26 protein-coding genes are annotated in these 24,577 nt (G+C 58.6%); 2 read left to right on the forward strand and 24 right to left on the reverse strand.

What is annotated here, in order from left to right; genetic code table 11:
* Positions 1 to 19: 19 nt before the first annotated feature.
* The 5 genes from MRBLMU1_RS21965 to MRBLMU1_RS21985 form a co-directional block, all read right to left on the reverse strand.
* Positions 20 to 904: a carbohydrate ABC transporter permease gene (locus tag MRBLMU1_RS21965; RefSeq protein ID WP_363505730.1), complete on the reverse strand. Its 885-nt coding sequence runs from the start codon at positions 902 to 904 to the stop codon at positions 20 to 22.
* Positions 901 to 1,971 (reverse strand): carbohydrate ABC transporter permease, encoded by a 1,071-nt coding sequence (locus MRBLMU1_RS21970; RefSeq protein ID WP_363505733.1) that lies wholly within the window; start codon positions 1,969 to 1,971, stop codon positions 901 to 903. Before MRBLMU1_RS21970 ends, MRBLMU1_RS21965 begins: the two co-directional genes overlap by 4 nt.
* On the reverse strand, positions 1,968 to 3,221 hold the full coding sequence (locus MRBLMU1_RS21975) for an extracellular solute-binding protein (RefSeq protein ID WP_363505736.1): 1,254 nt from the start codon (positions 3,219 to 3,221) through the stop codon (positions 1,968 to 1,970). The genes MRBLMU1_RS21970 and MRBLMU1_RS21975 overlap by 4 nt, the downstream gene beginning before the upstream one ends.
* 14 nt (positions 3,222 to 3,235) lie before the next feature.
* Complete coding sequence (locus MRBLMU1_RS21980) at positions 3,236 to 4,288, reverse strand: LacI family DNA-binding transcriptional regulator (RefSeq protein WP_363505739.1); 1,053 nt, start codon at positions 4,286 to 4,288, stop codon at positions 3,236 to 3,238.
* A 128-nt stretch (positions 4,289 to 4,416) separates the two neighbouring features.
* On the reverse strand, positions 4,417 to 5,310 hold the full coding sequence (locus MRBLMU1_RS21985; RefSeq protein WP_363505742.1) for a LysR family transcriptional regulator: 894 nt from the start codon (positions 5,308 to 5,310) through the stop codon (positions 4,417 to 4,419).
* 97 nt (positions 5,311 to 5,407) lie between these two features.
* On the opposite strand from MRBLMU1_RS21985, the gene MRBLMU1_RS21990 reads away from it, so the two are divergent.
* Positions 5,408 to 6,427 (forward strand): aldo/keto reductase, encoded by a 1,020-nt coding sequence (locus MRBLMU1_RS21990; protein WP_363505745.1) that lies wholly within the window; start codon positions 5,408 to 5,410, stop codon positions 6,425 to 6,427.
* A 54-nt stretch (positions 6,428 to 6,481) separates the two neighbouring features.
* Here the strand turns inward: MRBLMU1_RS21990 and MRBLMU1_RS21995 are convergent, their stop codons facing one another.
* The 4 genes from MRBLMU1_RS21995 to MRBLMU1_RS22010 all read right to left on the reverse strand — a co-directional run bounded on the left by MRBLMU1_RS21995 (position 6,482) and on the right by MRBLMU1_RS22010 (position 8,129).
* Entirely contained in the window at positions 6,482 to 7,141 is a 660-nt protein-coding gene (locus tag MRBLMU1_RS21995) for a dihydrofolate reductase family protein (protein WP_363505748.1), read from the reverse strand.
* Positions 7,138 to 7,398: a DUF488 family protein gene (locus tag MRBLMU1_RS22000; protein ID WP_363505751.1), complete on the reverse strand. Its 261-nt coding sequence runs from the start codon at positions 7,396 to 7,398 to the stop codon at positions 7,138 to 7,140. The genes MRBLMU1_RS21995 and MRBLMU1_RS22000 overlap by 4 nt, the downstream gene beginning before the upstream one ends.
* A 72-nt stretch (positions 7,399 to 7,470) precedes the next feature.
* On the reverse strand, positions 7,471 to 7,893 hold the full coding sequence (locus MRBLMU1_RS22005) for a GNAT family N-acetyltransferase (RefSeq protein ID WP_363505754.1): 423 nt from the start codon (positions 7,891 to 7,893) through the stop codon (positions 7,471 to 7,473).
* Positions 7,894 to 7,919: 26 nt separating this feature from the next.
* Positions 7,920 to 8,129 carry a hypothetical protein gene (locus MRBLMU1_RS22010; RefSeq protein WP_363505757.1) on the reverse strand — a complete coding sequence of 70 codons (210 nt, stop codon included), beginning with the start codon at positions 8,127 to 8,129 and terminating at the stop codon, positions 7,920 to 7,922.
* Between the two features lie 248 nt (positions 8,130 to 8,377).
* Here MRBLMU1_RS22010 and MRBLMU1_RS22015 point away from each other — a divergent pair, with 248 nt between their 5' ends.
* Positions 8,378 to 8,665, forward strand: a complete 288-nt coding sequence (locus MRBLMU1_RS22015; RefSeq protein ID WP_363505760.1) for a hypothetical protein — start codon at positions 8,378 to 8,380, stop codon at positions 8,663 to 8,665.
* A gap of 244 nt (positions 8,666 to 8,909) precedes the next feature.
* On the opposite strand, the gene MRBLMU1_RS22020 is transcribed toward MRBLMU1_RS22015, so the two are convergent.
* From MRBLMU1_RS22020 to MRBLMU1_RS22090, 15 genes are all read right to left on the reverse strand, one after another.
* Positions 8,910 to 10,634 (reverse strand): tetratricopeptide repeat protein, encoded by a 1,725-nt coding sequence (locus tag MRBLMU1_RS22020; RefSeq protein WP_363505763.1) that lies wholly within the window; start codon positions 10,632 to 10,634, stop codon positions 8,910 to 8,912.
* Positions 10,635 to 10,832: 198 nt separating this feature from the next.
* A complete protein-coding gene (locus MRBLMU1_RS22025; protein ID WP_363505766.1) occupies positions 10,833 to 11,615 on the reverse strand; it encodes a class I SAM-dependent methyltransferase in 783 nt (260 codons plus the stop codon).
* Between the two features lie 169 nt (positions 11,616 to 11,784).
* The gene (locus MRBLMU1_RS22030; protein ID WP_363505769.1) at positions 11,785 to 12,243 is read right to left on the reverse strand and encodes a GNAT family N-acetyltransferase; all 459 of its coding nucleotides are present in this window, start codon (positions 12,241 to 12,243) and stop codon (positions 11,785 to 11,787) included.
* A 55-nt stretch (positions 12,244 to 12,298) separates the two neighbouring features.
* Positions 12,299 to 12,796 carry a hypothetical protein gene (locus MRBLMU1_RS22035; protein ID WP_363505771.1) on the reverse strand — a complete coding sequence of 166 codons (498 nt, stop codon included), beginning with the start codon at positions 12,794 to 12,796 and terminating at the stop codon, positions 12,299 to 12,301.
* A 257-nt stretch (positions 12,797 to 13,053) separates the two neighbouring features.
* Positions 13,054 to 13,761 (reverse strand): DUF4145 domain-containing protein, encoded by a 708-nt coding sequence (locus tag MRBLMU1_RS22040; protein ID WP_363505773.1) that lies wholly within the window; start codon positions 13,759 to 13,761, stop codon positions 13,054 to 13,056.
* Positions 13,762 to 13,853: 92 nt separating this feature from the next.
* On the reverse strand, positions 13,854 to 14,183 hold the full coding sequence (locus MRBLMU1_RS22045) for a hypothetical protein (RefSeq protein ID WP_363505776.1): 330 nt from the start codon (positions 14,181 to 14,183) through the stop codon (positions 13,854 to 13,856).
* Positions 14,180 to 14,665: a hypothetical protein gene (locus MRBLMU1_RS22050; RefSeq protein WP_363505779.1), complete on the reverse strand. Its 486-nt coding sequence runs from the start codon at positions 14,663 to 14,665 to the stop codon at positions 14,180 to 14,182. The genes MRBLMU1_RS22045 and MRBLMU1_RS22050 overlap by 4 nt, the downstream gene beginning before the upstream one ends.
* A 23-nt stretch (positions 14,666 to 14,688) precedes the next feature.
* Entirely contained in the window at positions 14,689 to 14,982 is a 294-nt protein-coding gene (locus MRBLMU1_RS22055) for a hypothetical protein (protein WP_363505782.1), read from the reverse strand.
* On the reverse strand, positions 14,979 to 15,797 hold the full coding sequence (locus MRBLMU1_RS22060; protein WP_363505785.1) for an abortive infection family protein: 819 nt from the start codon (positions 15,795 to 15,797) through the stop codon (positions 14,979 to 14,981). The genes MRBLMU1_RS22055 and MRBLMU1_RS22060 overlap by 4 nt, the downstream gene beginning before the upstream one ends.
* 105 nt (positions 15,798 to 15,902) lie before the next feature.
* Positions 15,903 to 16,481, reverse strand: a complete 579-nt coding sequence (locus MRBLMU1_RS22065) for a hypothetical protein (RefSeq protein ID WP_363505788.1) — start codon at positions 16,479 to 16,481, stop codon at positions 15,903 to 15,905.
* A 1,283-nt stretch (positions 16,482 to 17,764) separates the two neighbouring features.
* Positions 17,765 to 18,016, reverse strand: coding sequence for a hypothetical protein (locus MRBLMU1_RS22070; RefSeq protein WP_363505791.1), 252 nt, complete (start codon positions 18,014 to 18,016; stop codon positions 17,765 to 17,767).
* A gap of 69 nt (positions 18,017 to 18,085) precedes the next feature.
* Positions 18,086 to 19,717, reverse strand: a complete 1,632-nt coding sequence (locus tag MRBLMU1_RS22075) for a serine hydrolase (protein WP_363505794.1) — start codon at positions 19,715 to 19,717, stop codon at positions 18,086 to 18,088.
* A gap of 110 nt (positions 19,718 to 19,827) precedes the next feature.
* Positions 19,828 to 21,018 carry a GGDEF domain-containing protein gene (locus MRBLMU1_RS22080; RefSeq protein ID WP_363505797.1) on the reverse strand — a complete coding sequence of 397 codons (1,191 nt, stop codon included), beginning with the start codon at positions 21,016 to 21,018 and terminating at the stop codon, positions 19,828 to 19,830.
* A 117-nt stretch (positions 21,019 to 21,135) separates the two neighbouring features.
* Complete coding sequence (galB, locus tag MRBLMU1_RS22085) at positions 21,136 to 23,646, reverse strand: beta-galactosidase GalB (protein WP_363505800.1); 2,511 nt, start codon at positions 23,644 to 23,646, stop codon at positions 21,136 to 21,138.
* A gap of 52 nt (positions 23,647 to 23,698) precedes the next feature.
* Positions 23,699 to 24,430 (reverse strand): hypothetical protein, encoded by a 732-nt coding sequence (locus tag MRBLMU1_RS22090; RefSeq protein WP_363505803.1) that lies wholly within the window; start codon positions 24,428 to 24,430, stop codon positions 23,699 to 23,701.
* Positions 24,431 to 24,577: the final 147 nt, after the last annotated feature.

The raw sequence follows: 24,577 nt of genomic DNA on the forward strand, positions 1-24,577 counted from the left end.
AGTCCAAAGTTAGCCCAGGTTAGCCTTTGATGCCGGTCCCGGCGACCGAGGCGACGAACTGCCGCTGGAACGCCAGGAACACCGCGAGCACGGGTAAAGTAATCACCGATGCGTAGGCCATGATCTGCCCCCACGAATTGGTGCGTCCAAAGAATTGCTGTATGCCCGGTTGCACCGGCCGGAACGCCTCGCCCTGTATCACCATGATCGGCCACAGATACTGGTTCCACGCCGAGATGAACAGCACGATGGCGGCGGTGGCGATCACCGGACCGCTGTTGGGCATGATGATCCTGGCGTACACGGTCCATGGCCCGGCGCCGTCCATCTTCGCCGCCTCGTCCAGCTCCGCCGGGATATCGCGGAAGAACTGGTAGAACAGGAAGACGCAGAAGGCGTTCGCCAGGAACGGTATCACCTGCACATGCAGGCTGTTGAACCAGCCGGTGTGCATCACCAATTGACCGTGTTCGATGGCCGGCCAGGGCAGCTTGGCGACCAGCGACAGCAGCGGAATGGCGATCACCTCGAATGGCACGATCACCATCGCGACCACCAGCGCCAGCACCAGGTTACGCCCGCGCCAGCGCATGCGTGCGATCGAAAACGCCAGCATGCTGTTGATAACGATGCCGCCCACCACGACCAGCGCGGCGATCAGGGTGGAGTTGAGCAGGAAGGACGGCAAGTCGCTCTTTTCGAACACCGCCTTGTAGTTTTGCATCGACCAGGTTTCCGATGGCAGGTAGGCAGACCAGCTGCTCAAATCGGCGAAGATCGCGTTATCGCCCTTGAACGACGACACGAACATGAACAGCAGCGGCGCGATGAACACGATGCCGATGGCGCTCATGCCGACGAACAGGGCGATGTCGCGCAAGGTCCGGCTCATTTTTACATTCATTTCGCGTCTCCCTTCGACACCAGCATCCGCTGCAACGCCGACAGCGCCAGCACGATGACAAAGAACACCAGCGTGATCGTCGAGCCGTAGCCGACGTCCTGCTCCTTGAAGCCGCTGCGCACCGCGTGATACACCACCGTCGATGTCGAATCGAGCGGGCCGCCGGAAGTCATCACGTCAACCTGTGTGAACAGGCCGAACGCCAGCAAGGTGGTCGACACCAGCACGAAGATGATGGTGTTGCGCAGACCCGGCAAGGTGACGTGCACGAAGCGCTGCCACGCGTTTGCGCCCATCAGCGTGGCCGCCTCGTACAACTCGTGGGAGATCGACTGCAGGCCGGCCAGGAACACCAGCATCTGGAAACCGGCACCCTGCCAGGCCGACATCAACGCGATGGCGGGCAAGGCGTAGCGGCTGTCGCCCAGCCAGTCCGGTCCCGCGTTGGGATCGTGCAGCAGACCGCGCAGCAGTTCGTTGAGCATGCCGCGATCGGTATTGAGCATAAAGGCCCAGACGATCGACGCCACCACCATCGACGTCACCACCGGCGCGAAATACACGGTGCGGAAAAACACCCGCCCACGAATCTTCTGGTTGACCAGGATCGCCAGGCCGAGCGCCACCCCGCACTGCAACGGCAGCACGAGCGCCGCGAACAGGAAGGTATTGATCAGCGACCGGTAGAACAAGGGATCGGTGGCCGCCAGCACGATACGCGATTCGCCGATATCGACTTGGAACGCGGGGCGATAGCCCTCCAGCTCCGGCTTGTCCTTGCGAACCTGGCGCCAGGTTGGGTAACGCACGCCCTCCTCGTCGCGCACGATGGCGCCCTGCGCATCGCGCACCGGATCGACGGCGACCACATTCAGCGCCAGCAGGCGCCGGTAATTATCCAGGCCGACGTACTTGGTCGGCTCGGGGGACATCAAGCGGTGATTGGTCATGGTGGCGCCGGCGGCCAGCAGCATCGGCAGCACCACGAACAGCACGAACAACAGCAACGCCGGCGCGGCGAAGGCCGCCACCGCGAACGGATTTTCCCGGCCAAGTTTGGTTTTCATAAGCCGCTCCCCGTTTTGCGCGCGGCGAAACCATAGCCGTTGTTGCGCGAGATGTTGTGTTCCATCGCCTCCACCGCCTCATCGAACGCCTCGGTGGCGTCCTTGCCGCTGCGGATATCGGCCATCGCCTTTTCGAACGCCGACGACATCGCCGGATACGCCGGACTGGCCGGCCGCGACACCGCATAACGCTTGGCGAACTCGAAGTAGATGCGCCAGTCGCCGCCCGGACGGTAATGTTCGGTCAGTGCCGCCCCCTCTGCGCTCACCGGCACAAGCCCGGTGTCGCGCGAGGCGGCGGCGATTTCCGCCGGCGAGATCAGGTGCGCCAGGAAGGCCGCCGCGCCTTCGGGCTGGCGGCAGCTGCGCGTGATGCCCCATTGCCAGGAAGCCGCGCCGATCTTGGGGCCATGGCCGAAATCCGGCGGCGGCATCACCACCAGATCGTCGCCGAATTGTTCGCTGTACTCGCGCGCCTTCCACGAGCCGGTGTAGTGGAATAGCGAACGCCCCTGTTCGAAGGCCTTGTCGTCGGCGGGAATCCGCTCGACCAGCTTGTCCTTGAACAGACGGCCGTAATAGCGGCCGACGGCCACCGCCGCATCGCTGTTCAGCACACCGTCGACGCGCACGTAACCGTCACGGTCTATCAGGTCGGTGCCGGCGCTTTGCAGCCATGGCGAAAACGCGTAGCTGTACCACTCGCCCTTGAACCGGCCGTTCAAATCCAGCGGAAAGCGATAGCGCCCGCTCTTCTTCACCTTGGCCAGCACGTCGTGGAACTCCGCCGCCGTATAGGGCTGATCCATTGTCGCCACGCGCACGCCCAGCGCGTCCAGCTGCGAGCGGCGCGAGAACAGCGCCAGCGCCACGTCGAACTGCCCGACGCTATACAACTGGCCCTTGTAGGTTCCGCGTCCGCCTTCCAGCAGCTTAGCCACGGCGTCGGCCGGCAGCAGCGCGTCGAGCGCGCGCACATGCCCGGCCCAGGCAAAGTTCGGCACGGTCGGCTGGTCCATGGCGATGATGCACGGCAGCTGTCCGACCAGCGAGGCTGCGGTGATCGACTCGGTGTAAGAACCCTGCGGAATCGCCTCGACCACCACCCGCCACTTCTGCTGCGAACGATTGAACCGCTCCACTGCCGCCCGGCCCGAGGCCATTTCGGCGTCGCCGGTATCGTGGCGCCATAGTTTGATTTGTACCGGCGCGGCCAGCACCGGCAGCGCCGCCGCGACCAACAGTGCCATCAAAACCCCGCGCCTCATCGCTTGGCCTTCATCGCCCGCATGGCCTTGACCGCGCTGGCCGACGGCGCGGCGACCGTGCCGCGCATGACCGGCACGCATGGCACGCGGACGGTGGATGCGGGCGCGGACGCCTGCTCCAGCACATGGCGGCCGGACAGCTCGCCGATTTCGCGGTACGGCAGCGCGACGGTGGTCAAGCCCGGGTCCAGCGCCTCCGAGATCAGGCGGAAATCGTCGAAGCCGACGATCGACACGTCGGCCGGCACGCGCAAGCCGCGCCGCTGCAGGATGAAAATGACGCGCATGGCCATCTTGTCGTTACCGCACAGGATAGCGGTGGGCCGATTGTCGCTGGCGAAGAGACGGTCGACGGCGTCGGCCAGATGCGAGAATTCGTCGGCGTCGCCCGCCTCCGCGCCGTGGATCAACCAATCGGGATTCGGCGTGACGCCATGCTCGCGCATCGCGCGCTCGAAACCGCGCAGACGCAATCCGGTCGCCACCATGCCCGGTATCAGTTGAAGGAAGGCGATCTCGCGGTGCCCGGCCTGCAGCACGATCTGCGCCGCCGCGTAGCCACCGCCCTCGTCGTCCGGCACCACCTGCGTGTAGCGGCCCGGCGCCTCGAAGCAGTTGGCCAGCGCCGTCGGTGTGCTGCCCAGCAGCGGCTCGACGGTGACCTCGCGGTGAAACGGCGTCGCGAACAGGATCGCCTCGACCCGCCGCTCGCGCATGTCGGCCACCAGGCGGTTGGCGACATCGGCATGGCCGCCGGTCTCGCCGATCAGCATCACCTTGCCCAACTGCTCGCACACCAGCTGTATGCCCTTGATGATCTCGGAGGAATCCGGCGTCGTGGTCAGCTTTTCGGCGATGACGGCGACCAAGCCTGTCGGGCGGCCCCGCAGCATGCGCGCGGCTGCCGACGGCGTGAATTCGAGGCTGCGCATGGCCTGCTCGATACGGGTGCGGGTTTTCTCGGACACCTCGGTCCCGCCGTTGAGTACGCGCGAGACGGTCTTGATGGACACACCGGCCCGCTCCGCCACATCGTGAATCGTTGCCACACAGTCTCCTTGAATATTTGCAACAACGCTGGAAGATCACTGTCTTCCGCAAAATGTCCAACGTTGTCATTTGTTTTGCAAATGATATGGATTCCGTCCTCGTCCGTCAACAAAAATCTGAAATGACCCTAATCGTCAGCCAGCGACAACAGCGTCTCGCGGAAAATCCCCACCAACGGCCGCAGATTCACCCTATGCCAAACCAGCCACAGCGGCGTCCGATAAGCAAACCAAGGCAACGCCAACAGCACCACCCCGGCCGGCGCCTGGTGCCGCAAGCTCTGCTGAATCGCCGCCACACCCAGCCCCGCCGCCACCAGCCCCAGCGCCGTCAAGGGCTCGGTCGCCTCCATCTTGATGTTCGGCGTAAACCCAGCCACCGCGCACGCCGCCACGAACTCATCCCTGCTCAGCATGCTTTCCTTGTGCCGCACCGCGATCCACTCCAGGCCCGCCAGATCGGCCGGCGCCACCTTCGCAGCCGACGCCAGCGGATGACTCTCGGGCAGCGCCAACAGCATCGGATCGTCCAGCACCCTGGCGCACAGCAAATCCGGATCATCGGCCAGCGGCTCCACCAACAGCGCGATGTCCAGACTGCGCTGGCGCAGCCCCTCCAGCTGCTCCGCCGAATGCATGTTGTACAGCGCGATGTGCAGCTGCGGGCGGGAGGCCCGCAACACCCGCAGACCGTTGGGCAGCACACCCGAATGCATGGCATGCTCGATGTACCCGATGCACAGGCCGCCCTCATCGCCGCGCCCCAGCCGCTGTGCCAGGGACTCCAGCCGCCTGGCGTGCGTCAACAGGGAGCGCGCCTCGTCGAGAAACACGCGGCCGTCGCGCGTCAGCCGGATACGCTGCTGGCTGCGCTCGAACAGCGTCAAACCCAGCCGCTCCTCCAGCTGGGCGATCTGCCGGCTCAACGGCGATTGCGAAATGTGGAGCTTCTCGGCCGCTCGGCCGACATGCTCCTCCTCGGCGACGACGACGAAGTATTGCAACTGGCGTAAATCAAGCATGTCAGACCTTTAAGGACTCAAGAGAGACAAATCATGTCTTAGACAGCATTAACCCGTCAACCTATACTTGATTCCACATTCACCAACAGGAGTTTTCATGTCCATCAAAAACCTACTGCAAGGCAAGCTCGGCTTCGGCACCGCGCCGCTGGGCAACATGTTCCGCGACATCCCCGAAGAGGAAGCGCTGGCGACGGTCGATGCCGCCTGGGACCACGGCGTGCGCTACTTCGACGCCGCCCCGCTGTACGGCGCCGGCCTGGCCGAGATTCGTCTCGGCAACGCACTGGCCAAACGCAATCGCGACGACTACGTCCTGAGCACCAAGGTCGGCCGCGTGATCCTCGACGAGCTAGAAGAGCCGTCGCAGCGCGACATGGGAGAAAAAGGCGGGCTGTTCGAATTCGGACGCCGCAACAAGATCGTCAACGACTACTCCGCCGACGCCACGCTGCGCTCGATCGAGGACAGCCTCAAGCGTTTGAAAACGGACCGCCTCGACATCGTCTACGTGCACGACGCGGCGCAGGACTTCTACGGCGACGGCTGGCTGGCCCAGTTCGAGATCGCCCGCACCGGCGCCTTCCGCGTGCTCGCGCGGCTGCAGGAGGAAGGCGTGATCAAGGGCTGGGGCCTGGGCGTCAACCGGGTCGAGCCGATCGAACTGGCGATGGAGCTGGACGAGGCGCGGCCGACGGTCTCGCTGCTGGCGGGAAGCTACACCCTGCTCGATCACGAGCGCGCGCTGCAGCGCCTGATGCCGCAGGCGGCGAAGCAGAACGTCGACATCGTCGTCGGCGGGCCATACAGCTCGGGCATTCTGGCCGGCGGCACGCATTTCGAATATCAAAAGGCCCCGCCGGAGATTCTTGCCAAGGTCGAGCGGTTGAAGGCTGTCGCGCAGCGGCACGGCGTCAGCATCAAGTCGGCCGCGCTGCAATTCTCGCTGGCGAATCCAGCGGTGGCCGCCGTGATCCCGGGCGCTAGCCGTCCGGAACGCATCGCCGAGGACCAAGCGGCGCTGGCCGAAGTGATACCCGCGGCGTTCTGGCACGAGTTGCGCGAGCAAAAGCTGGTCGCGCGGGACGCGCCGTTGCCGGTGGACTTCACGGCGTAACCCCAATGGGGTCAAGTCTGGCATTCGGACACGATCCCAGCCGTCGCACCCGCTCTAGGCGCCGCTGGTCTCGCGGCGCCGGAGCACAACATGGCTTGCCTTCTCCGTTCCCGTGAACCCGATGCATTCATATCCGAGGGCCGGCAGGTCCGCGCCCTCGAACAAGCGCTCGCCCCGGCCCAGCAGGATCGGCGATATCGCGATATGCAACTCGTCGATGAGGGCCGCCTGGAGATATTGTCGAACCACATCCGCCCCACCCCCGATACGCACGTCCATACCGTTCGCCGCCTCACGGGCTCGGTCCAGGGCCTCATGTATGCCACCCGTGACGAAGTGAAACGTCGTGCCGCCTTCCATCTGGATCGATGGCCGCGCATGATGGGTCAAAACGAAGACGGGAACATGGTACGGTGGATTGTCTCCCCACCAGCCTTTCCAGTTCATGTCGGGCCACGGTCCGCGAACCGGTCCGAACATGTTCCGACCTAGAATCCAGGCGCCGACATTGCGAAACCCGCGCGCGGCAAAATCGTCGTCGACGCCGGTCGTGCCGTCGCCCGCGCCATGGATGGCCTGAAACGTGCGTGTCGGAATGAACCACTGGTGCAAGTTCGTGCCGCCCACGCCAAGCGGGTTGTTGATATCCTGATCAGGACCCGCCGCATAGCCGTCGATAGAGATCGTGAAGCTTTCCACTCGAACTCGTGTCATTCTGATTCCTCCATTTGGATTGATGTGCAACGTCGGGCTACCGAATCGCTGCAGTCACCGGCTACTCCGGCGGATAGGTTGCCTGCGTCGGCGAGCGAGGCCGCTAGCTGTTCCTGGCCGAACTGTGGATTGTGACGGGATTTGGGAATCGTGCGGATATCAAGCAGACAGGCTATGCCGTTCTGCCACAACAAGCCGATAAAGTAATCGATGATACGGTTGGAGTGGCCGATGGTAAAGACGAGTTCAGGTGTCATACGCATCTTTCGCGGTGGCGATGCCCGCATTCTGGCATGGACGTCCACCGCATGGCGCGCTTATGAAACCAACTACAGCTTTTTACTCATGAAAATGCGGCTTGTCCCCTGATCGGATTCAATCTCGCCGAAACGTACCCACCCATTTTTTTCATAAAAGCCGGGCGCCTGGAAGCTGATTGTATAAAGCACGGCCGAACGACAACCCCTTTCGCGCGCCTCATCTTCGAATGCCTTCAGGATTGTCGTGCCGAGGCCCGAGCCACGCAGCGACGCCGGGAGGTGAAACAGATCCAGAAACGCCAGACCAAGAGACGTCCGTCCGACGATTCCGCCCAGCGCTTCGCCGCTATCGGGATCTTTCACAGTGACACTCAAGGGGAGCCGATCGCTCAATCCCGACGCTTGCAGATTGAATTCATCCAACCCTTTACCGATAGCGTCCTCGAACCGAGGATCGACGCTATCGCTTACAACTATGACACTCCGCTGCACAGTATTTCCTCCCGGCGCCGCCGCAATTATTCCGTTTCAAATTTCTCTTTTACAAGCGGCAAGAAACGCTCAGGAACAAACCAGCGGGTGAACCCGCAATCTCCGCAAACGACAACCCGGTACTTCCCGCCATGGAGGCTGCCGACGGGAAGAAATTCGCCGGTTGCGCCTGGAGCCACCTCTTTTGAAAAATGCTCATTGCCGCCGCATTCCGTGCAGGGCTTCCGAATTGCCATGTTTGATCTCCGTACTATTCGTTGGCCTGCTATTGGCGTTGGAAAATAAAGTGTACGATGGATATTGCATCAAAAGCAAGTCGACTTTTTTTCCGACACCGTTGCCGACGCCGCTCATGTCATACTCATTCAGTGGGTTTCTGGGGCACTTGTAGCTTTTCGCCTACTTGCGGGGCAGTGGTACGCTGATAGCTCAACACAACGCCGGAGGTTAGCATTCACCCTTGATCCAATTTCACGGAGGCGGCATGAGCAAAGACAATCATCAGCAATCCGTTGGCGGCCAAGGCGCCACGGACGGACTGAGCGGCAGCGAACATTCCGGCACCGAGGGTGCCGATAGCGGCCAAGGCATCAACAAAGGCGCCGAAAGAGGCCTGCACGGCCAAGGCGGCCAGCACTCCGAGGGCATGGGCGACCAACATGGTGACGACCCGCGCGACGGCGACATGCCGCAAAGCGGCATGATCGGGACCGGCGGCGGAGCCGGCAACGCCACTAAAAAAGACGATAAAAAAAACCAGCCGACTCCTTAGTGATGGCGGCTGCCGGGAACCGGTTGCTAAGTTACATTTAGCCTTAACGCGCTAGACACGATCACGGCGAGGGCCATCTGCGGGCGCTGTAGTCGGTTGGCTTCGTGGCGCAACAGAGACTTATCCGGAGCACTATGTCGTGCAGCACGATGCCAGGTAAGTAATTAGGACCCAGTGGCTAGACAGCAAGGCGGCCGGTACTTCCGCTTCCGCCCCAAAGCGGACCTAGGTGCCGGCCGAAGCTTTAGCGGGCGTCGCTATACGTCCGCCTGAAGCCGGGTGATGCGAGCGGTTCGTCGCGCATCGCCGCCAGTAAGTAATCACGCGTTACTCCTTTTTCGAGCAGCTTGAGCCACTGCACGGCCCATGTGGCGCTATTCGGATCGTGATCGTTCCTTGCCAGCGTGTTCAAGGCCTGATAGGCGTTGGCTGAGTCGCCTAACCAAGCATGCGCCAAGGCGGCCGCACGTGCGAATGCCGCGACATCATGCGCTTGCCGCCACGCCTTGCTAGCCAGATCCATGGTTTTTTCCGGAGGCATTTCTGAATCCATGATCTCGGCATGGAACAGCGCATACGATATCCAAGGTGTTCCGGGCGCGAGTAGCGCTGCCTCAGTCAGGCTGGCCCGGGCTTCCGCAAGTTGCTCCCGTTTGTCTCCGACCGGGCCTTTCGCTAGTTTCAGGTGGGCCAGGCCCAGGAGATAATGAAGTTCGACGTTGCGTGAATCGCGGCGCACGGCGTCCGTCAGGTAGGGAATGGCGTCGCGCGGATCCCCCCACTCGATTTGAGCACGGCTTAAGGTGATCTGGGCAAAATCAACAGCGCGGGCCGCAGTCGCAGCAGCCCGCACACGTCGCAGCAGCATCGCGCCATTGTCGGGAGAGGGGCAAGCTTTCAGCGCTGCATTGTCAAGGACGAAGTCGCCCTCGACGCGGCTTAGGCGGGTGAAGTCGATACGCGCGGTGGGCAGCTCGGGAAAATCGACTTTGATGACTTTCATGAACACTCGCCGGTAATGCCACATTGTCGCGTTGAGCTTCACACCTGACATGCCAAACAGGTCTGCAAACGCCGCAGCGCCATCGCTGCCGTTATTCAGCAGTTCAAGATACCGCGCCATCCTGTCGCGGTTTTCCGCAGTTGAAAGCATATAGTGCATCAAATTGAACGCCCGAGACTGAAATTCAGCTTGCGCAAGATATGCGTCAGTACCTATCTCGGCTTTCTTCATGTGGCTGAAAAAATCCTGCGACACGTCCTTGCTCAACACTTCGTCATAGGTAAGGAAATACCGGCCTCCTTGGCTGTAATCTAGGAACTTCATCGATTCGGCAGTCGTACCGGCGGCACGGCCAATCACCATCTGGTTGTCTGTGAATCGCACTCCACCGAAATAAAATTTAAAGCCTTGGAGGAACCACTCTGGCCCGCGAATGTCGGTGTGGCGATACAGAAAATTCTCGCTGTACAAAGTGAGAATAGCCGACAGCGTGAAATCAACAGCGTCCATTAGCAGCGATGCATTATTCGACTCCCACATTCGCCCCCGGCTGAACGTGAAAACCTGGGTGCCGGATGCACAGCTGTCAACCAGACCAACTGTCTCAACAGGGAATTCACCGAGTCCTGGAGTCCAGTGGATCCGGTCCTGAAAGTACAACGTGAGCTTAGGCAAGTTAGTCTGCCGAATAAGGAATGGCCGCAAGTACAGCCGTAGCACATAGTCCAGCCGCTCCAGGTTGTTAACCATTTGGACGACCTGTTCGGGGTCGCTGTCAGAATATACGATCAGGTGCTGGGTCTCGATCCGGAACCACGCCGATGGATCGCGCACCCCCTTGATAACAATGTTGGTGGGAGTTTGCTTGCTGTCGTCGATATCGTTTTTGGACTCGCTCACGGATGCGCCGGCTGGCAGGAGTGCAATTGCGATGAGTAGGGTAAATACGTATCTGGCAATGGTCACCCACGTCTCCTTTTTGTATTCAGCTTGTGTGCGGTGTTAAGGGGACGATTGGAGAGCGATATTGAGCAACTTACCATAGGTCCGCTTGTGGCCGGATGCAGCCGCAAGGGAAGCTTCGGCCACGACGACGCGCGACACTGCATCAAAATCCACAAATACTCGCCGGGCGTTACGTTGGCCTCGGCGAGCACCGGTCGTTTATTGTTTCACGAACTTGAGCGTCATGCGGTCGCTCTCGCCGATGGCTTGGTACTTGTCGCGATCAAGTGCGTCGTTGCTCAGGGTCGGCGGCAGCGCCCATACGCCGCCCTTGTGGTCGGCCTTGTCCTTCGGATTGGCGTTGATCTCCGATTTGCCGGCAAGCTTGAAGCCGGCGCTCTCGGCCATCTTGATCACATACGACTGGTGAACGTAGCCGCTCGTGGCCGTGGCATCTTGCTGCATCGATTCCGGCAGGCGGTGGTCAGTCACGCCCAGCACGCCGCCGGGCTTCAGGCTGATGTACAGCGCCTTGAACATGTCCTTGACCTTGTCGTCGCCCAGCTCGACGAAGTTGTGCACGTTGCGGAAGGTGAGCACCATGTCGACGCTGTTTGCTGGGGCGAAGTTGTAGATGGCCTTTGGCGGACTGAATGCACCCCGCACGACCTTGTCATAGACCGCCGGGTTGGACTCCAGCAAAGTCTTAGATATGGCACCAGCGCTGATCAGCTTGCCGTCCTTGCGCAGGTACGGCGCCAGGATCTCGGTGTACCAGCCGCCTTCCGGCAGCAGTTCGACCACTGTCATGGTCGGCTTGATACCGAAGAAAGTGAGCGTTTCGTAAGGATGGCGCCAACTATCGCGCTCAACGTTGGTGCTACTCCGGTGGCTGGCTGCGATGGCCGTGCGCAGCTGGGCATCGTCGGCCTTATCAGCGGCCAGCGCGAGGCCGGCCAGGCTGCACGCTAGCAAACCGGCGGCCAGTTTGAATATCTTCATTGTGTCGTCTCCAAGGTCGATGGCAGCGTCGCTTTGCCGTGCCGCCTGGCAATCATCGACCATGCCATAATTGTCGTCAAGTTAATATTGCGTGCATCGAAATGCGTTCGCGAGCGTACTGCCAAAATAGGTGGCCACGTCCTGGAAACTTTTGTCTACTACTGCCCGGTTACAGCCGCATGTTCGCAGCAGGAAGACTAGATTTCATCTGAACGTAAGTAATCGTTGCGTCATCGTACATTCTGGAAGCTTCCCCCGTAACTAGACACCCGTTACGTGCGTAGAACCTTTGAGCTTCCATATTTGACTTCGCGACGTTAAGAACCAATTCTTTGTTCCCTGAGTGCGCGGCCTCTAGCAAAGCCTGTCCTACGCCTTTTCCCCGAGCATCTCTTCGAACGAACATTGCGCGCAATTGATTGCCATATAGAGCTGCAAACCCTAAGATTTCTTCTTCCTCAAAGACCAATACAACCGATTCTTTGAAAGCGGCCAGAATTACAGCATCCTTTTCCAACGGAGTGATTTCAAAGTTACGGCTCTCAAACTGTAGTTCGTCGTGTTTTGCCCTGATATAGATGTTGCATACAGCAGGGAAATCTAGTTCGTGAAAACCCCGTACTGTCATCGGTCAATACCTCCAATTTTTTCAATGTCGGCTTCTGGCCGATTGCAGTACATCGTTAGGCGGTCTGGCCGATGTCTTCGACATATTTCGCATGAACTCCTCGATAGCCGGTTGAAATCGCCGCTCGGCAAGTCGGGCAAACGAAATCCTGGAAACCTTTATCGTTGGCCTTGGGGTTCAATACAGACTTTTTACCAGCTTGGAAGCAATTTGCGCAGAGGTAGTGCGCGGGTTCCTTGCTGGCATCGTCTTTCGAGATGCCGTACACGGCACTTCCGGTAAAAGGACTACATAGCTTGTAGCGCCCCATGTCACCGCTGACCTTCTTGAGGTCCGATATCTCCTTTTTGAGGCTCAGAATCTCTTCGTTCGCGACCCGCTGCGAATCCTGTGCACTAAAAATATCCTGCTGTAACTTGATAATGATTTGTTGAAGCTCAATAGCCTTTGCATTAACATCGACAATGTTATTCGTTTTTACCAAGGCGGACGTAATATCGATTGCCCCTTTCAATCCGGCCATTGCGCTAGGTAGCAATGTAAGATCAATCATGCAGTTCCTCCGTAAAATCCTAATGTCACAAGCATTGTGTTCCTTCCGCTTCTGGCCGTACACGGCCGATTACGTTCAGGATAGCAGCTTGCTCATCTGCAAAAATCACCAATTCTAACGCCAGGCCGAAGCCGCCACTTTACGGACCTTCCCGTTTCCCCGTTTAAAGAAAAAAGGGACGTCCCGCCGCTATGATTTACCGGATTTACACTCAGCGGCTCGCGCCGATTTTCGCATAGATCCACCTGACTGCCGGGCTAAGATTTCTTTCGTTTTTCACGTTTCTCTGCACGGCTTTTGAACTCATCATAGCGATCAGCAAGATCGTAGACATATTCAACAATCGCGTTTACGAAGGTCTGCAAATCCCCTGCATCATCTCTCGATATGCTTATGTCTTCAGGATGAGCAGCGAGATTTCGAAACGCCTGAAGTTGTTGGCTCCAGTCATAAAGGCGATCATCGATAATTTTTGTATCTCGTAACTTCTTAATGCCTTCGCCCAGCATTAGCTTCTTCTTTGGTCTCGCTGAAGCCGCCTCTGAGTTGGGGACCTTAGGCTCAAGAATATCGCGGCACAACGCCTCCAACGCACGTCCAAGCATAACGCATGCGGCAATGTTGGCACCTGCCTGAAGAGAGCGGTCCGCTTCGTTGAGCGAGTCGGTAACTACGCGTGGTATACGCCAGCTTGAAAAGGACTTTGGAGGTTGCGGAAACACGCGAACGATATCACTCCATCGATCCTCGTAAGCATCATAATTCTCAAAGTCGATTTGATCGGATTCGCCAACCAAGATGGTGGTGCAACTTGGGCATTTACCAACAAACACTCGCTTCCCATAAGGTTGCCCCGCCTCATCGTCGAATGTAAATCGCTCTGCCCGGCCGGCTTCTGTAGCGGCCACTTTCGCCTTGCAGATGTGGCAATCAACAATGAAAATTCGGTGCTTAGCCGTCGTCATAAAGTCCTAATGTGTTAAATTTGGCATCTATGTTAATGAAGCCAATGGCCGCTGATGGCCGGTAGCAGGCGGTGAAGTATCTTGGCTTCATGTCAGGCTTCCAAGGGCTTGCCATCGATAAGTATGCGAAACCGTTCACCGGAAAACCCCGCCCGGCGGCTACCGTAAATGGCCTTCCCTATAGATTCATACCATTTTGAATCGGTGGCATCAATAGAAACTGTCATGTCCGGGTTTTCGGCGGAAATTTTCTCAAGAGCTTCCGCGACCTCAGTTGTTGAATGTAGTCTGACTCCATTCAAGTCTACGCCGCCATTATCGGAAATTCGCAAAACAATAATCTTGTTCAAATTGATGCTCCAGAAGATGGATTCTTCAGTTTTTACATTGGCGAACGGCGGCTCTTGGCCGGACGCGGTCAATCATGTTTATTCACGATGCGTTCAAGCCCCTCATTAACCTCTATCACGGCCTCGACCAGGTCGTGCAAGTCCTCTAAGGAGAGCCGCAAGTCAGACTGTTTGCCATCAGGATATCCTGCCACGTGAGCTATATGCGGCTCATGGAGTAGGAATGCCCATCGCCCATGTGCAAACCTATTCCTGGCCTCACGAATTACGTCAGCCTTGCTATACCAATCGAAGCATCGCTGATAGTGAATTTCATCCTTATGCCTGTCCATAACCTGTGCATGAACGAAATTTTCCAATTTTTCCTGGAAGGGCATTTTCTCAATTACACGAGACAGATTAGCATTTAGGTCGAAGAATGTGTTCGCAAGGCTTAGCGCCAATTTGAATTCGATTGCCGAGAACACGACAAAAAACTTTCCCAGGCATCTATAGGTATGCTCTTCGGCTATCTGCGCAGCATTCGCTACAACGGGTGCTGAAACAAATTCCATCCCTTCGTCAGTGTCCGCAGCCGCTATCGGTCAATTTTACCAAGCGTATCGCGCTCGTGATAAAAAGCCTGATGCCCAATTTTTCGTGCGTCATCAAGCTCAAGGTCAAACACTCCCATTATGAGTACCAAACACTCATAATTTTTGAAGCCGTCCCCACGCGCTTTGCGATATACATCCTCAGCAGTGGCTCCATGCCGTTTCATTTCTAGGTACGGCGCTGGGTCTTGGTCCATGTTTGTCTTCAAATTTTTTCTAATGACCATAGCTTCCAATGACGGCTCCTGGCCGTTTTCAGCCCCTACCAGCTGGGTCACGAAACCTTCTTATCCCAAGACTCCAAAATGAACAAGGCTGCTGTATGAGCGCTGTGAATTGCCAAACGGGCATGTCTAGGCTGAAGTTTATATTGTTTCTTACCGGCACCATGAGCAGAACTGGTGTGCGTCCTTAGCGCGCCGATTCCTTCAACGATAGCGAACAGCCCAGTAAGAATTACCTGGAGATCCTTATCTTCAACCACACTAGGATCGAATCCAAGGTCTTTTCTAACTACTGACCAAACGGGCTTCAAGTCTTGTTTTGGCGGCGCCTCAAGACCTCGTTCTGCAATGTAGACCTTGCAAACGCTCTCAAGAATATTGCTTGCGGCCGAAACCGCCTCTCTTGGGCTATGCTCGACATTGGCCAACGCTCTGCTAAATTCATGATCCATTGCAGGCAGGTCGCGGTCGCGAATATAGTCTTCTAGTGCTTTCGAAGGCGTGCCAAGCGTCCCTGAAATCAACCCTCCCCGGACGTACTGAAGATCATAACGAGCAAGCGCTTTTCGAATTTTTTCTTGGTCATCCGTTTCGGTTCGTGGCGGGCCTTCATCAAACGGACTGGGCTCAGGTGGATCCTCTTCCATGTACGTTTCTATTAATCGACCTAAAACACTCAGTGGCTGAACCGTTTCATCTCGGTTGACCCGACGCAGCCATTCCTGCGCCTTAACCCACTTGCTACCTTCAGGGGGTTCACCTGGGGCACCGGCATGCATGAACAAATTGTCCAGTGACGCGTGCGTGGTGCGCTGTGAAAGTATCTCTGCGACGGCGGCAACGGCTGGTGCCGGAATCAGCTTGCGCATAAACACAGCTCATTAAACAAAAAAATTTCAGTGTATTTCATTGACACAATTTTCTTCCGGCAGATTGCTGACGGTGTGTGGTTGAACCCTGAAAGGTGCGACACTTTAATTCGCATTTGCGACATTTGGCTCCGCGCCATGTTCTTTAGACCTAATCAAGACCTCCATGTTAGGCACAACATTGATGTCAAGGTGGTCATGCATTCGCTGGCTCAGATGGTGTTCGTTGGGAAGCTTAATGCCCTCTTGACGCGCCCATTCACGCAACACGCCCAACAATACCATGCTGACGATGTGACCGTCCTCCATGTACTGGAGCAGGAAATCCTTTAGCCTTCCCCGTCCTTCATCAGAATGCAGGTCTAAACCGCCGGGCACATCATGTAAACGATGCGCGATGACATTGCGATGTTGGAGGAAGCGATCCAACTGTTCGTCAAAGGTGGGGTGCAGATCCACCCGCTTTCGCAGCGTATTGAGCAGTTGCCCCAAAGTGGCTTTCGAATGCCGCTCAAGCATGACCTGGACCTGCTCTACAGTCTGCCGTGTCTCGCCGTGCAATGGGAACGTCAGGCAAGTGCTCATCAGGCGCTCAACACTCTGTCCTGCGATTACCGCAAAGCCCAAAGTCTTCAGCACATCGTCCTGTACGGGCTTATAGCCTGATTGCGCTTTGTCTTTCATGATTTGCCCTCATCTTGAGAATTGCGCCCCGACGGCTGAGTCGCAGCTTAGTTTATATGGATCCTCAGCGTAGGGCGGCTCAGCAGCAGTAATAGGGCGCAGACATGTCGGGCCGCCTTAATCACCAATAATCAAGGTACAGACGCCCGTAGTGAAACGATTCCTTGGAAAACCGGTCTTGGCCATAGCAGACATTCGCAAGCAACCGGCGAACGTCCGCTCTTGGCCGAACGCGGCCGTCGCGTTGATAGGATAGCAGCTTGCCCAGGTGCAAAACTCACCAATTCTCACCTCAGACCGAAGACGCCCCATAGGGGCATTGGCATGAGCGCGAGGCCGCCTTCTGTGATTGCATGAGCTGAGTAACCCGGATTGTTGGGGCACGGCAGGCCTGTTGATGGGTTGGGCCTCAGGCCAGCAGCACTATTGTTCATGTCTGAGCCAGAGTTCACAGTAGCCAGCTTTCCACGGGCATACAAACGATGCTACTAGTTTTTGCCGACGGTACGCAAGGAGTGCATTGGGTGGTGGTGATACTACCTCCCACCCTCCTGATACCAGCGCGGCTCGAATGGCGTCTCGAGAATCGTCGGGAACTTGACAGAGATAGGCTGAGCTGGCACTGCGTTGTTGCCGACTGAACCGGCAATCGGCCGCATTTGCGAGGGCTGCGCCCTTCTGGAGCTGCTGCGACGTTCTTACCAGTGTCGCCAAAGTCTCATTTGTTCCATTGTAGTAGCGAGATGTAGGCTCATATAATGATATGTAACCCGCCGCGAAAGTCAAAAGCAAGCTAATTCCGCCTCCACGCAGCACCATCTTCCGGTGCAACCGGAGCATTTCGGGAGTCACTATAGCTTGCCAAGCGATGCCAACAAAATACGCCGGAGCAGTAAGGAAGGCGCCGCCAATCCACGCACTCAAAAAACTCGAGTCAGCAATCTTGAAGAAAATGCCCAGCAGTGCACCGACGATTTGTGCTCCGAGTAGAAGCAGCATTGTTGGACGGATTGGACGTAAGTCTCCCCATGTATACGAGAAGTCTAACCGTGACTCTCTCAATTCGCGCTCATCCGTGGGCCTCAGGTTCAAGAAAAACGGAGCGCATTGGCACGTCCGAGTTGGTTGCTTGGGTATTTGCGTTCAATCGCATTCACAATAGTCTATCTGCCAATGGCGGCTTCTGGCTGCGGATTCAACCGGTCGATGCAACACATTGGTGGAATCGTTGAGCCAGTACAGTCTTGATCTATTGGGGAGGCGAAGGCGAGGCCAATGAGCTATCAAATTTCGGAAAGAGCCTTCACCGCATCCTTCGCTTCACGGAGACTGCATTTGTGGACCTCACGATAACAGCGTATAGCCCAGATGCGCTTATTGTCGTCTAGCAAACGTACCACGTCGGCCATTACAGCATTGCCCCGCCGGGGATACTTTCCAGCGTGACGCATTCTTCTCATTTGCAACCAGAGTACGACTTGTGCAACCAAAATCAAAGATAGAACCAGAATCATTCCTATCAGGAAAAACTTCATACATTTCTCCAAAAAAAATCAAATGGCTGCTTCTGGCCGAAAATAGTCCAGCGTGCACATGCATCTCTTTCACTGGTCGCCAGCGGCGCGTGTGACAGCCAGGCGCGGTACGCGCGCATCTGTCGTGTCGAGCGTGAACCGGTAAGCGCCGGATTCGGGAATGTCGATTTGCAGGTTTTGACCATCTTCTTCGAGTGGCAGCGCGGCGCCTTCTATGACCGTCTCCTTGCCTTCATACGCTCCGATGTCGATTTTTTTGAAATCTTCCGAACCCAACTTGAAAGCATAACGCCGCTTGTCCAACTTAATAGTGGCCGTGAACGTATGGCCATCGGTCATACTCATGCGGTCGCTGGTGCCCCAGCCGTTCATGTCGCCGCGTAGGTAGAAAGGCAGGGTCGCATATTCGGGAGCAGTGTCGGCGATGCGCTCCATGCGGATACGCTTACCGTTCTGGACCAGCGTCAACACGTCGACCGTGCCTTTGTCAGAGCGAAGCACTTCGAATTGCGCATCGACGCTGCGAGCGAAGAAATGGTCGTCGGATTCGGCGAAGATCGGCGTCCAACTCGTGCCTCCTAGCCGGGCGCTGAGCCGGCCATCCTCAAGCCTGACGCGGAATCGGGTCCCGTCAGGCATGGCGTAGACGCCGGCCACTTGTAGCAACCGACCAAGCGCGAGGGGGATAGCCTTGCGTTCTGACGGCAGCCGCAGCGTCTTCCCGCGCGTGACCTGGAATAGCGAGCGTTCCATTGAACTGAGGTCGGTGGCTTCGATATTGCTAAGCAGAATCACGCTAATCCGCTCATTCGGCCGGTAGCCAACCAGCGTGCTGAAGCCGTTGATATTGCCGCCATGGCCAACCTCCTTTCCGTCCGGGGCATCGCGGACCATCAGTCCGAACGCGTAGCCATTCCTCACCGGCGTCGTCATGGCCCGCAGCGCTTCCGGCGACAGAAGCCGGCCTTCGTACAGCGCGCGCTGCCAACGCAGCAGATCGCCGCTGGTCGAGTACAGAGCACCAGCTGCGTAGGGCACGCTCATGTCGATATAGCCGGCGTTGCTCAAGCCACGACCAGTGTTGTGGTAGCCCGCAGCGCGGTTAGGGACTATTGCAGTGTTGCTGTCATAGCCCGAATCCTTCATTCCCAAAGGGACGAAGATCTGTTTTTGAATGAATTCGGCGTAGCTTTTGCCGCTCTGTTTCTCGATCAGCATGCCCAGAAGCACGTAGTTGGAATTGCTGTAGTCGAAACGACTGCCCGGTTCGAAGTCAAGGGGCAACGTCTGTACGACCGCCAGGATCTCGGCGGGTGTCCGAGCGAAGTGCGCCAGGTTGGCGTATTCGGGCACTTGCGTGAACGAGTGAATGCCGGAGGTATGCGTAAGCAACTGCTGAACCGTGACCGGGTGCCAAGCGGCCGGCAGCTCGGGCAGATATTGGCCGATCGCGTCGGTCAACTTAAGCTTACCTTGGTCCTGCAGCAAGAGCACCGCAGCGGCCGTGAACTGCTTCGTTACCGAGCCGAGCCGGAAGCGGGTATCCGGCCGGTTACGGACGTGCCATTCGACATTGGCGTCGCCGTAACCTCGTGACAGGAGGACGCGATCCCCCTTGGCCACTAGCACGGTGCCGGAAAATTGGCTGTCGCGGGCCAAGGTATCGGCGACCTGAGACAGGCGGTCCACATTCTGCGCCATCGCAACGGCGCAAATCAATGTAAGGCCAGGACCTACGATAAGTCGAGTACTAAAACTTAGCATCTAAAAACTCCTCATCCTATGTCTGCTTTGCCCGCTACGCGTGAAATTTATGATGCCATGGATGTAGAACGTGTATCGAGCATTTCCGAACTGGCAAGTGTACAGCCACGCCCCTGCGACTTGGCTTTGTAGAGGGCGACGTCGGCACGCTGAAGCATCCGCTCTATGGTGTCTGTGCTGTCCATACGCATCGCGATGCCGCCGCTGTAAGAGAGTTCAAAACCGAGTTCGTTGATCGAGTGCAGCGCAAGCCATTGCCGCAGGCGTTCGTCGTAAGCGATGATCGAAGCGAAGTCGGCACGGTTGAGTAGCACGCAAAATTCCTCGCCGCCGTAACGGCAGAACAGATCTCCAACACGGCTCACAGCCCGTAAGCCGGTGACGAAAACTTGCAACGCCCTGTCGCCACCCGCATGGCCGTGCTTGTCGTTGATTTGCTTGAAATAGTCGAGGTCAAGCATCAACACGCCGAGCGGCTGCTCGTATCGCACACTGCTGGCCAGGTCGCTTTCGGACTTCACCACCCAAGCGCGGCGATTCAAAGCCCCTGTCAAACCGTCCAGCGTAGCCAACCGTTCCAGTTCCCGGGCTGCCTCGTCGCGGTGCGCAAGGAGAATGGCCACCACCGACATCATCATCATTGAATTTGATGACAAGGCAAACACTCGGTTGATCAGGTACGGCCCAAAAAAATTCGGAAACTCGGCGGTGTAGAACGCACCCAGCACGGCGCGGCAGGCAAGTACTACCATCTGAACCGTAAGGCATATGATTAACAGCCAGCGCCAGCGTCCGACCGCCACCTGTGGCGCACGGCACAGAGAAACTATTATGGCCGCAAACTGCAATGCCAGCAGGCCGTTCGCCCAGCCTACCCTGAACGGATAGTTGGAAAAACCGATGCTGTAGCCGACTGTCATCAACACGGCTATGGCGGCGGGGGCGCGGGCACTGGCCTCACGACCGTACCACAATTGAAAGGCCATGGCGTTGAATACCATGCCGCCCGAGACGCTGCCCATTGCCATCGTTGACAATAGATGGTCGGCCCAGCCGCCCCGTTCAAAGGTGCTTGACCACAGCAGGAAAACCCAACCCACCGTTTGCAGGATGATCCCGGCTTGGGCATATCGCGCAGCACGGTTCACCCGCCCCATGAAATAGGGCAGCGCCACGGCCATGATCGACAGGTTGAGCGTCATGCCAAAGAACAGGGTCGATACGTCGGTTATAGCCACTACTCACACTTTCAAAATACCCCACAGGGCCGCCTTATCCCAATAATCCCGCATGATTTGAGGCGGTGGCATATGGCCGGGCTCGTGTAGAAATGGCGGACCTGACCCCAGGTTGGGTTACGGCTTACTGTTCAATTCCACCTTCGCGCTGCCGAGCCCTTCGCTGGTGGCGGTGACGACGATCTTGCCGCCCTGCCCCGCCCGCGTGCGCACGATCGCCAGCGCCAGACCGTTGAACGCGGGCCGCTCCGGCGATTGGAACGATACATGACTGGTGGCGTCGCCGTTGTCGGTGGCCACCAGCTCGGCCGGCCCGCTGACGGTGAACTTCACCTTGTTGTGCGAGCGCGGCACCGCCAGCCCGTCCTTGTCGGCGATCGTCAAGGTCACGAACGACAAGTCCTTGCCGTCGGCGCTCAGGGCGCTACGGTCGGCGGCCAGCTTGAGCTTCGCCGCCGCGCCGGTGGTGCGCACAGTATCCTCGGCCCACTGCTTGCCCTGCTTGTACACCACCGCGCGCAAGGTGCCCGGCTTGTACACCACGTCATCCCAGCGCAGACGATAGTCGCGCGGACCGCGCTTCTTGCGTCCCAGCGACTGGCCGTTGAGGAACAACTCGGCCTCGTCGCCCGACGTGTACAGATGCACCGGCGTGACCTGCCCCACCCGCTCCGGCCAGTTCCAGTGCGGCAGCAGATGGGCCATCGGCAACTCCGGCCGCCAGCGCGCCTGGTACAGATAGAAACGGTCCTTCTTGAACCCGGCCAGGTCGACAATGCCGAAATACGAGCTGCGCGATGGCATCTTGATCTTGCGAAGCTCGGCCAGTTCCTTGGCGGCGGCCTGCTGCTGCGCCGGATCGGTGAAGTTGAACACATTGGTGGCGTCGTCGTTGTACGGCGTCGGCTCGCCCAGATAGTCGAAGCCGGTCCACACGAACTCGCCCGCGACGAAGGGGTTGTTGTCGATGCCGGCGAATTCGACATCAGGTGACCAGGCCCATGGCGGCGCCGTCAGATCGTAGCTGCTGACCTGGAAGTTGAACGCGCCCTTGGTTTTGTCGTCGCTGACGGGGAAGAAGTACTCGCCGCGCGAGCTGACGGTGGACGAGGTTTCGCTGCCATACAGCGGCAGGTACGGCGCGCTCTGATGCAGCCGGCCATACTCGGCCGGTTTGTAGTTGTAGCCGAACACGTCGATGGCGGTCTGGAAGCCGTCATAGCCGGAGTTGATCTTGTTGAAGCCGGCCGTGGTCGGACGCGAGCGGTCTTCGCTGCGGACGATGTCGGCCAGGTGGACGGCAACCTTCCAGCCTTCCGGCTGGCCCTGTTCCATGATCTCGTTGCCGATGCTCCAGGCGATCACGCTCGGATGGTTGCGGTCGCGCTGGACCATCGCGCGCAGGTCTTTTTCGTGCCAGGCGTCGAACAGCGTGGCGTAGTCGTTCTTCGTCTTGGGGATGCGCCAGGCGTCGAACGCCTCGACGATGATCAACATGCCCATGCGGTCGGCCAGTTCCAGCAGCTCGGGCGCCGGCGGGTTATGCGTGGTGCGGATGGCGTTGACGCCCATTTCCTGCAGAATTTCAAACTGGCGCTCCAGCGCGCGCAAGTTCAGCGCCGCGCCCAGCGCGCCGAGATCGTGGTGCTGGCTGACGCCTTGCAGCATGACGCGTTCGCCATTGAGCAGGAAGCCGCGCGCCGCGTCGAAGGCGATGGTGCGCACGCCGAACGGCGTCTCGACCACGTCGACGACCTGGTCCTTCGCGGTGACCGTGGTGACGGCGACATAGCGCTTGGGCGAGCGCAGGCTCCACAATTGAGGACGCGCCAGTTGCAGCGACTGCGTCAGGATCGCCTGCTTGCCGGCCGTGATCTTGGCGGCGGCCGAGACGGCCGTCTGCGCCAGCGCCGCGCCGGTGCGGCGGCCGGCCGCGTCCAGCGCGTAGACGGCGGTGCTGACCTTGGCTTCGGCGTCGGCGCCCTGGTTGTCCAGGGTCGCGCGGACCTCGACGGTGGCCGCGTCGGCGGTCACGGTCGGCGTCAGCACGAAGATGCCGTTGTTGACCACGTGCAGCGGCGTCGTCTTCACCAGCCAGACGTTGCGGTAAATACCGCCGCCCGGATACCAGCGCGACGAATCCTCCGGATTGTCGATGCGCACAGCCAGCACGTTTTGCGCGCCCGGCTTCAGATACGGCGTCAGCTCCAGCCGGAACGACGAGTAGCCGTAAGGCCAGCCGCCAACCTTTTGCCCGTTGAGAAAGACGGTCGCGTGCGACATCGCGCCATCGATATCGATGAACACTCTACGCCCGGCGTCGCTGGCCGGGGCCGCGAAGTGCTTGCGGTACCATGCCACGCCCCACCACGGCAACTTGCCGGTCTCGCCCTCGTACTCCTGCTTGAACGGACCTTCGATGCCGAAGTCGTGCGGCAGATCGAGTTTGCGCCAGCGGCTGTCGTCGAACGCCGCGTCGCTGACGCCGCCCGTCGGTTCGCCCTTGATAAAGCGCCAATCGGCATTGAAGGAAATCCGTTCGCGCACGGCGCGCTCGTCCGCGTGGGCGGGAGCGTGCAGGCTAAAAGCGACGGCGGCGAGCATCAATAGGTAGCGTAAATATCTCATAGGGTCCGTTTGGAAGAGTCGATGGATAAAAGCGTGGTGCCGGGGGTGGAACTTATTTATTCAGCAGCGTCAGCGACAACTCCCAGTCCGCGCGCCAGGCATACAGAAAATCATGCGTGGCGAAAGCCTTTTTCAGGCGCGGAACGGGAACGCGGTACACCTCGTTCAAGCCCAGCGCCAGGGTCACGGGATTCCACAGGGTGTTGTGCTTGTTCTTCTTGCCTTTGCCGCCGCTGCCTTTGACGCGGGCGCCGTCGTCGCCGAAGATGCCGATGCCGTCGTCGAGCGACTGCGCCAGATCGAGCCTGGCCAGGCCGTCGAAGGCGGCCAGGATCTCGTCGCGGCCTATGCCGTCCTGCGATTCCTTCACGCCTTCGGTCTTGACCGGTTGCGGTTCCGCCTCGCGCTTGAGCCGGGCGGCCAATTGCTCCAGCTCTTTCTTCAGAAAGCGCAACTCGTGCAGCTCGCGCCGGAAACCTGGGGGCGGCAGCTTGGCGACGATCTTGTACGCATCCTTGGTGATGGTGATGAGCACATCCTCGCTGCCGGCTGCCAGGCGAGCGGTATCGCCCTCGAAGAAGATCGGCGCCGCGTAGCCGCCGTTGGCGTCGCCGAACAGCTCGGGATAGGCGGCGTCGTAGTCGAGCCAGACGTACGGCGTGACGCCGGTCTCGATCAGGCGCGCCAAGGTCCAGGGCGCGTCGCCCACGCCCTGCTGGCCTAGCCACTCGCAGGCTTGTTCGGTGGTGGCGCGAAAAGGTAATGTGGGGCTGGTGGACGTCATCGGGTTGGCCTGGCGCCATCTTTGGCTTAATGGAAACATTTGAATTATAGAGCAGCCAGAGAAACATAAATCGTTTTCCTTCGGCGGCGCCTAAACACCGGTGCTCAGCAAACGTCTACCGGACATGGATATTTTCGCCCTGGCCGC

This window comes from Burkholderia sp. LMU1-1-1.1 (assembly GCF_040675865.1).
In the GTDB taxonomy this organism is placed as follows: Bacteria; Pseudomonadota; Gammaproteobacteria; order Burkholderiales; family Burkholderiaceae_D; genus Rugamonas.

Coding starts and splice junctions, on each gene's coding strand:
- MRBLMU1_RS21965 (WP_363505730.1), bottom strand. CDS start 904: ATGAATGTAAAAATGAGCCGGACCTTGCGCGACATCGCCCTGTTCGTC.
- MRBLMU1_RS21970 (WP_363505733.1), bottom strand. CDS start 1,971: ATGAAAACCAAACTTGGCCGGGAAAATCCGTTCGCGGTGGCGGCCTTC.
- MRBLMU1_RS21975 (WP_363505736.1), bottom strand. CDS start 3,221: ATGGCACTGTTGGTCGCGGCGGCGCTGCCGGTGCTGGCCGCGCCGGTA.
- MRBLMU1_RS21985 (WP_363505742.1), bottom strand. CDS start 5,310: ATGCTTGATTTACGCCAGTTGCAATACTTCGTCGTCGTCGCCGAGGAG.
- MRBLMU1_RS21990 (WP_363505745.1), top strand. CDS start 5,408: ATGTCCATCAAAAACCTACTGCAAGGCAAGCTCGGCTTCGGCACCGCG.
- MRBLMU1_RS21995 (WP_363505748.1), bottom strand. CDS start 7,141: ATGACACGAGTTCGAGTGGAAAGCTTCACGATCTCTATCGACGGCTAT.
- MRBLMU1_RS22000 (WP_363505751.1), bottom strand. CDS start 7,398: ATGACACCTGAACTCGTCTTTACCATCGGCCACTCCAACCGTATCATC.
- MRBLMU1_RS22010 (WP_363505757.1), bottom strand. CDS start 8,129: ATGGCAATTCGGAAGCCCTGCACGGAATGCGGCGGCAATGAGCATTTT.
- MRBLMU1_RS22015 (WP_363505760.1), top strand. CDS start 8,378: ATGAGCAAAGACAATCATCAGCAATCCGTTGGCGGCCAAGGCGCCACG.
- MRBLMU1_RS22025 (WP_363505766.1), bottom strand. CDS start 11,615: ATGAAGATATTCAAACTGGCCGCCGGTTTGCTAGCGTGCAGCCTGGCC.
- MRBLMU1_RS22030 (WP_363505769.1), bottom strand. CDS start 12,243: ATGACAGTACGGGGTTTTCACGAACTAGATTTCCCTGCTGTATGCAAC.
- MRBLMU1_RS22035 (WP_363505771.1), bottom strand. CDS start 12,796: ATGATTGATCTTACATTGCTACCTAGCGCAATGGCCGGATTGAAAGGG.
- MRBLMU1_RS22040 (WP_363505773.1), bottom strand. CDS start 13,761: ATGACGACGGCTAAGCACCGAATTTTCATTGTTGATTGCCACATCTGC.
- MRBLMU1_RS22050 (WP_363505779.1), bottom strand. CDS start 14,665: ATGGAATTTGTTTCAGCACCCGTTGTAGCGAATGCTGCGCAGATAGCC.
- MRBLMU1_RS22060 (WP_363505785.1), bottom strand. CDS start 15,797: ATGCGCAAGCTGATTCCGGCACCAGCCGTTGCCGCCGTCGCAGAGATA.
- MRBLMU1_RS22065 (WP_363505788.1), bottom strand. CDS start 16,481: ATGAAAGACAAAGCGCAATCAGGCTATAAGCCCGTACAGGACGATGTG.
- MRBLMU1_RS22070 (WP_363505791.1), bottom strand. CDS start 18,016: ATGAAGTTTTTCCTGATAGGAATGATTCTGGTTCTATCTTTGATTTTG.
- MRBLMU1_RS22075 (WP_363505794.1), bottom strand. CDS start 19,717: ATGGCGCAGAATGTGGACCGCCTGTCTCAGGTCGCCGATACCTTGGCC.
- galB (WP_363505800.1), bottom strand. CDS start 23,646: ATGAGATATTTACGCTACCTATTGATGCTCGCCGCCGTCGCTTTTAGC.
- MRBLMU1_RS22090 (WP_363505803.1), bottom strand. CDS start 24,430: ATGACGTCCACCAGCCCCACATTACCTTTTCGCGCCACCACCGAACAA.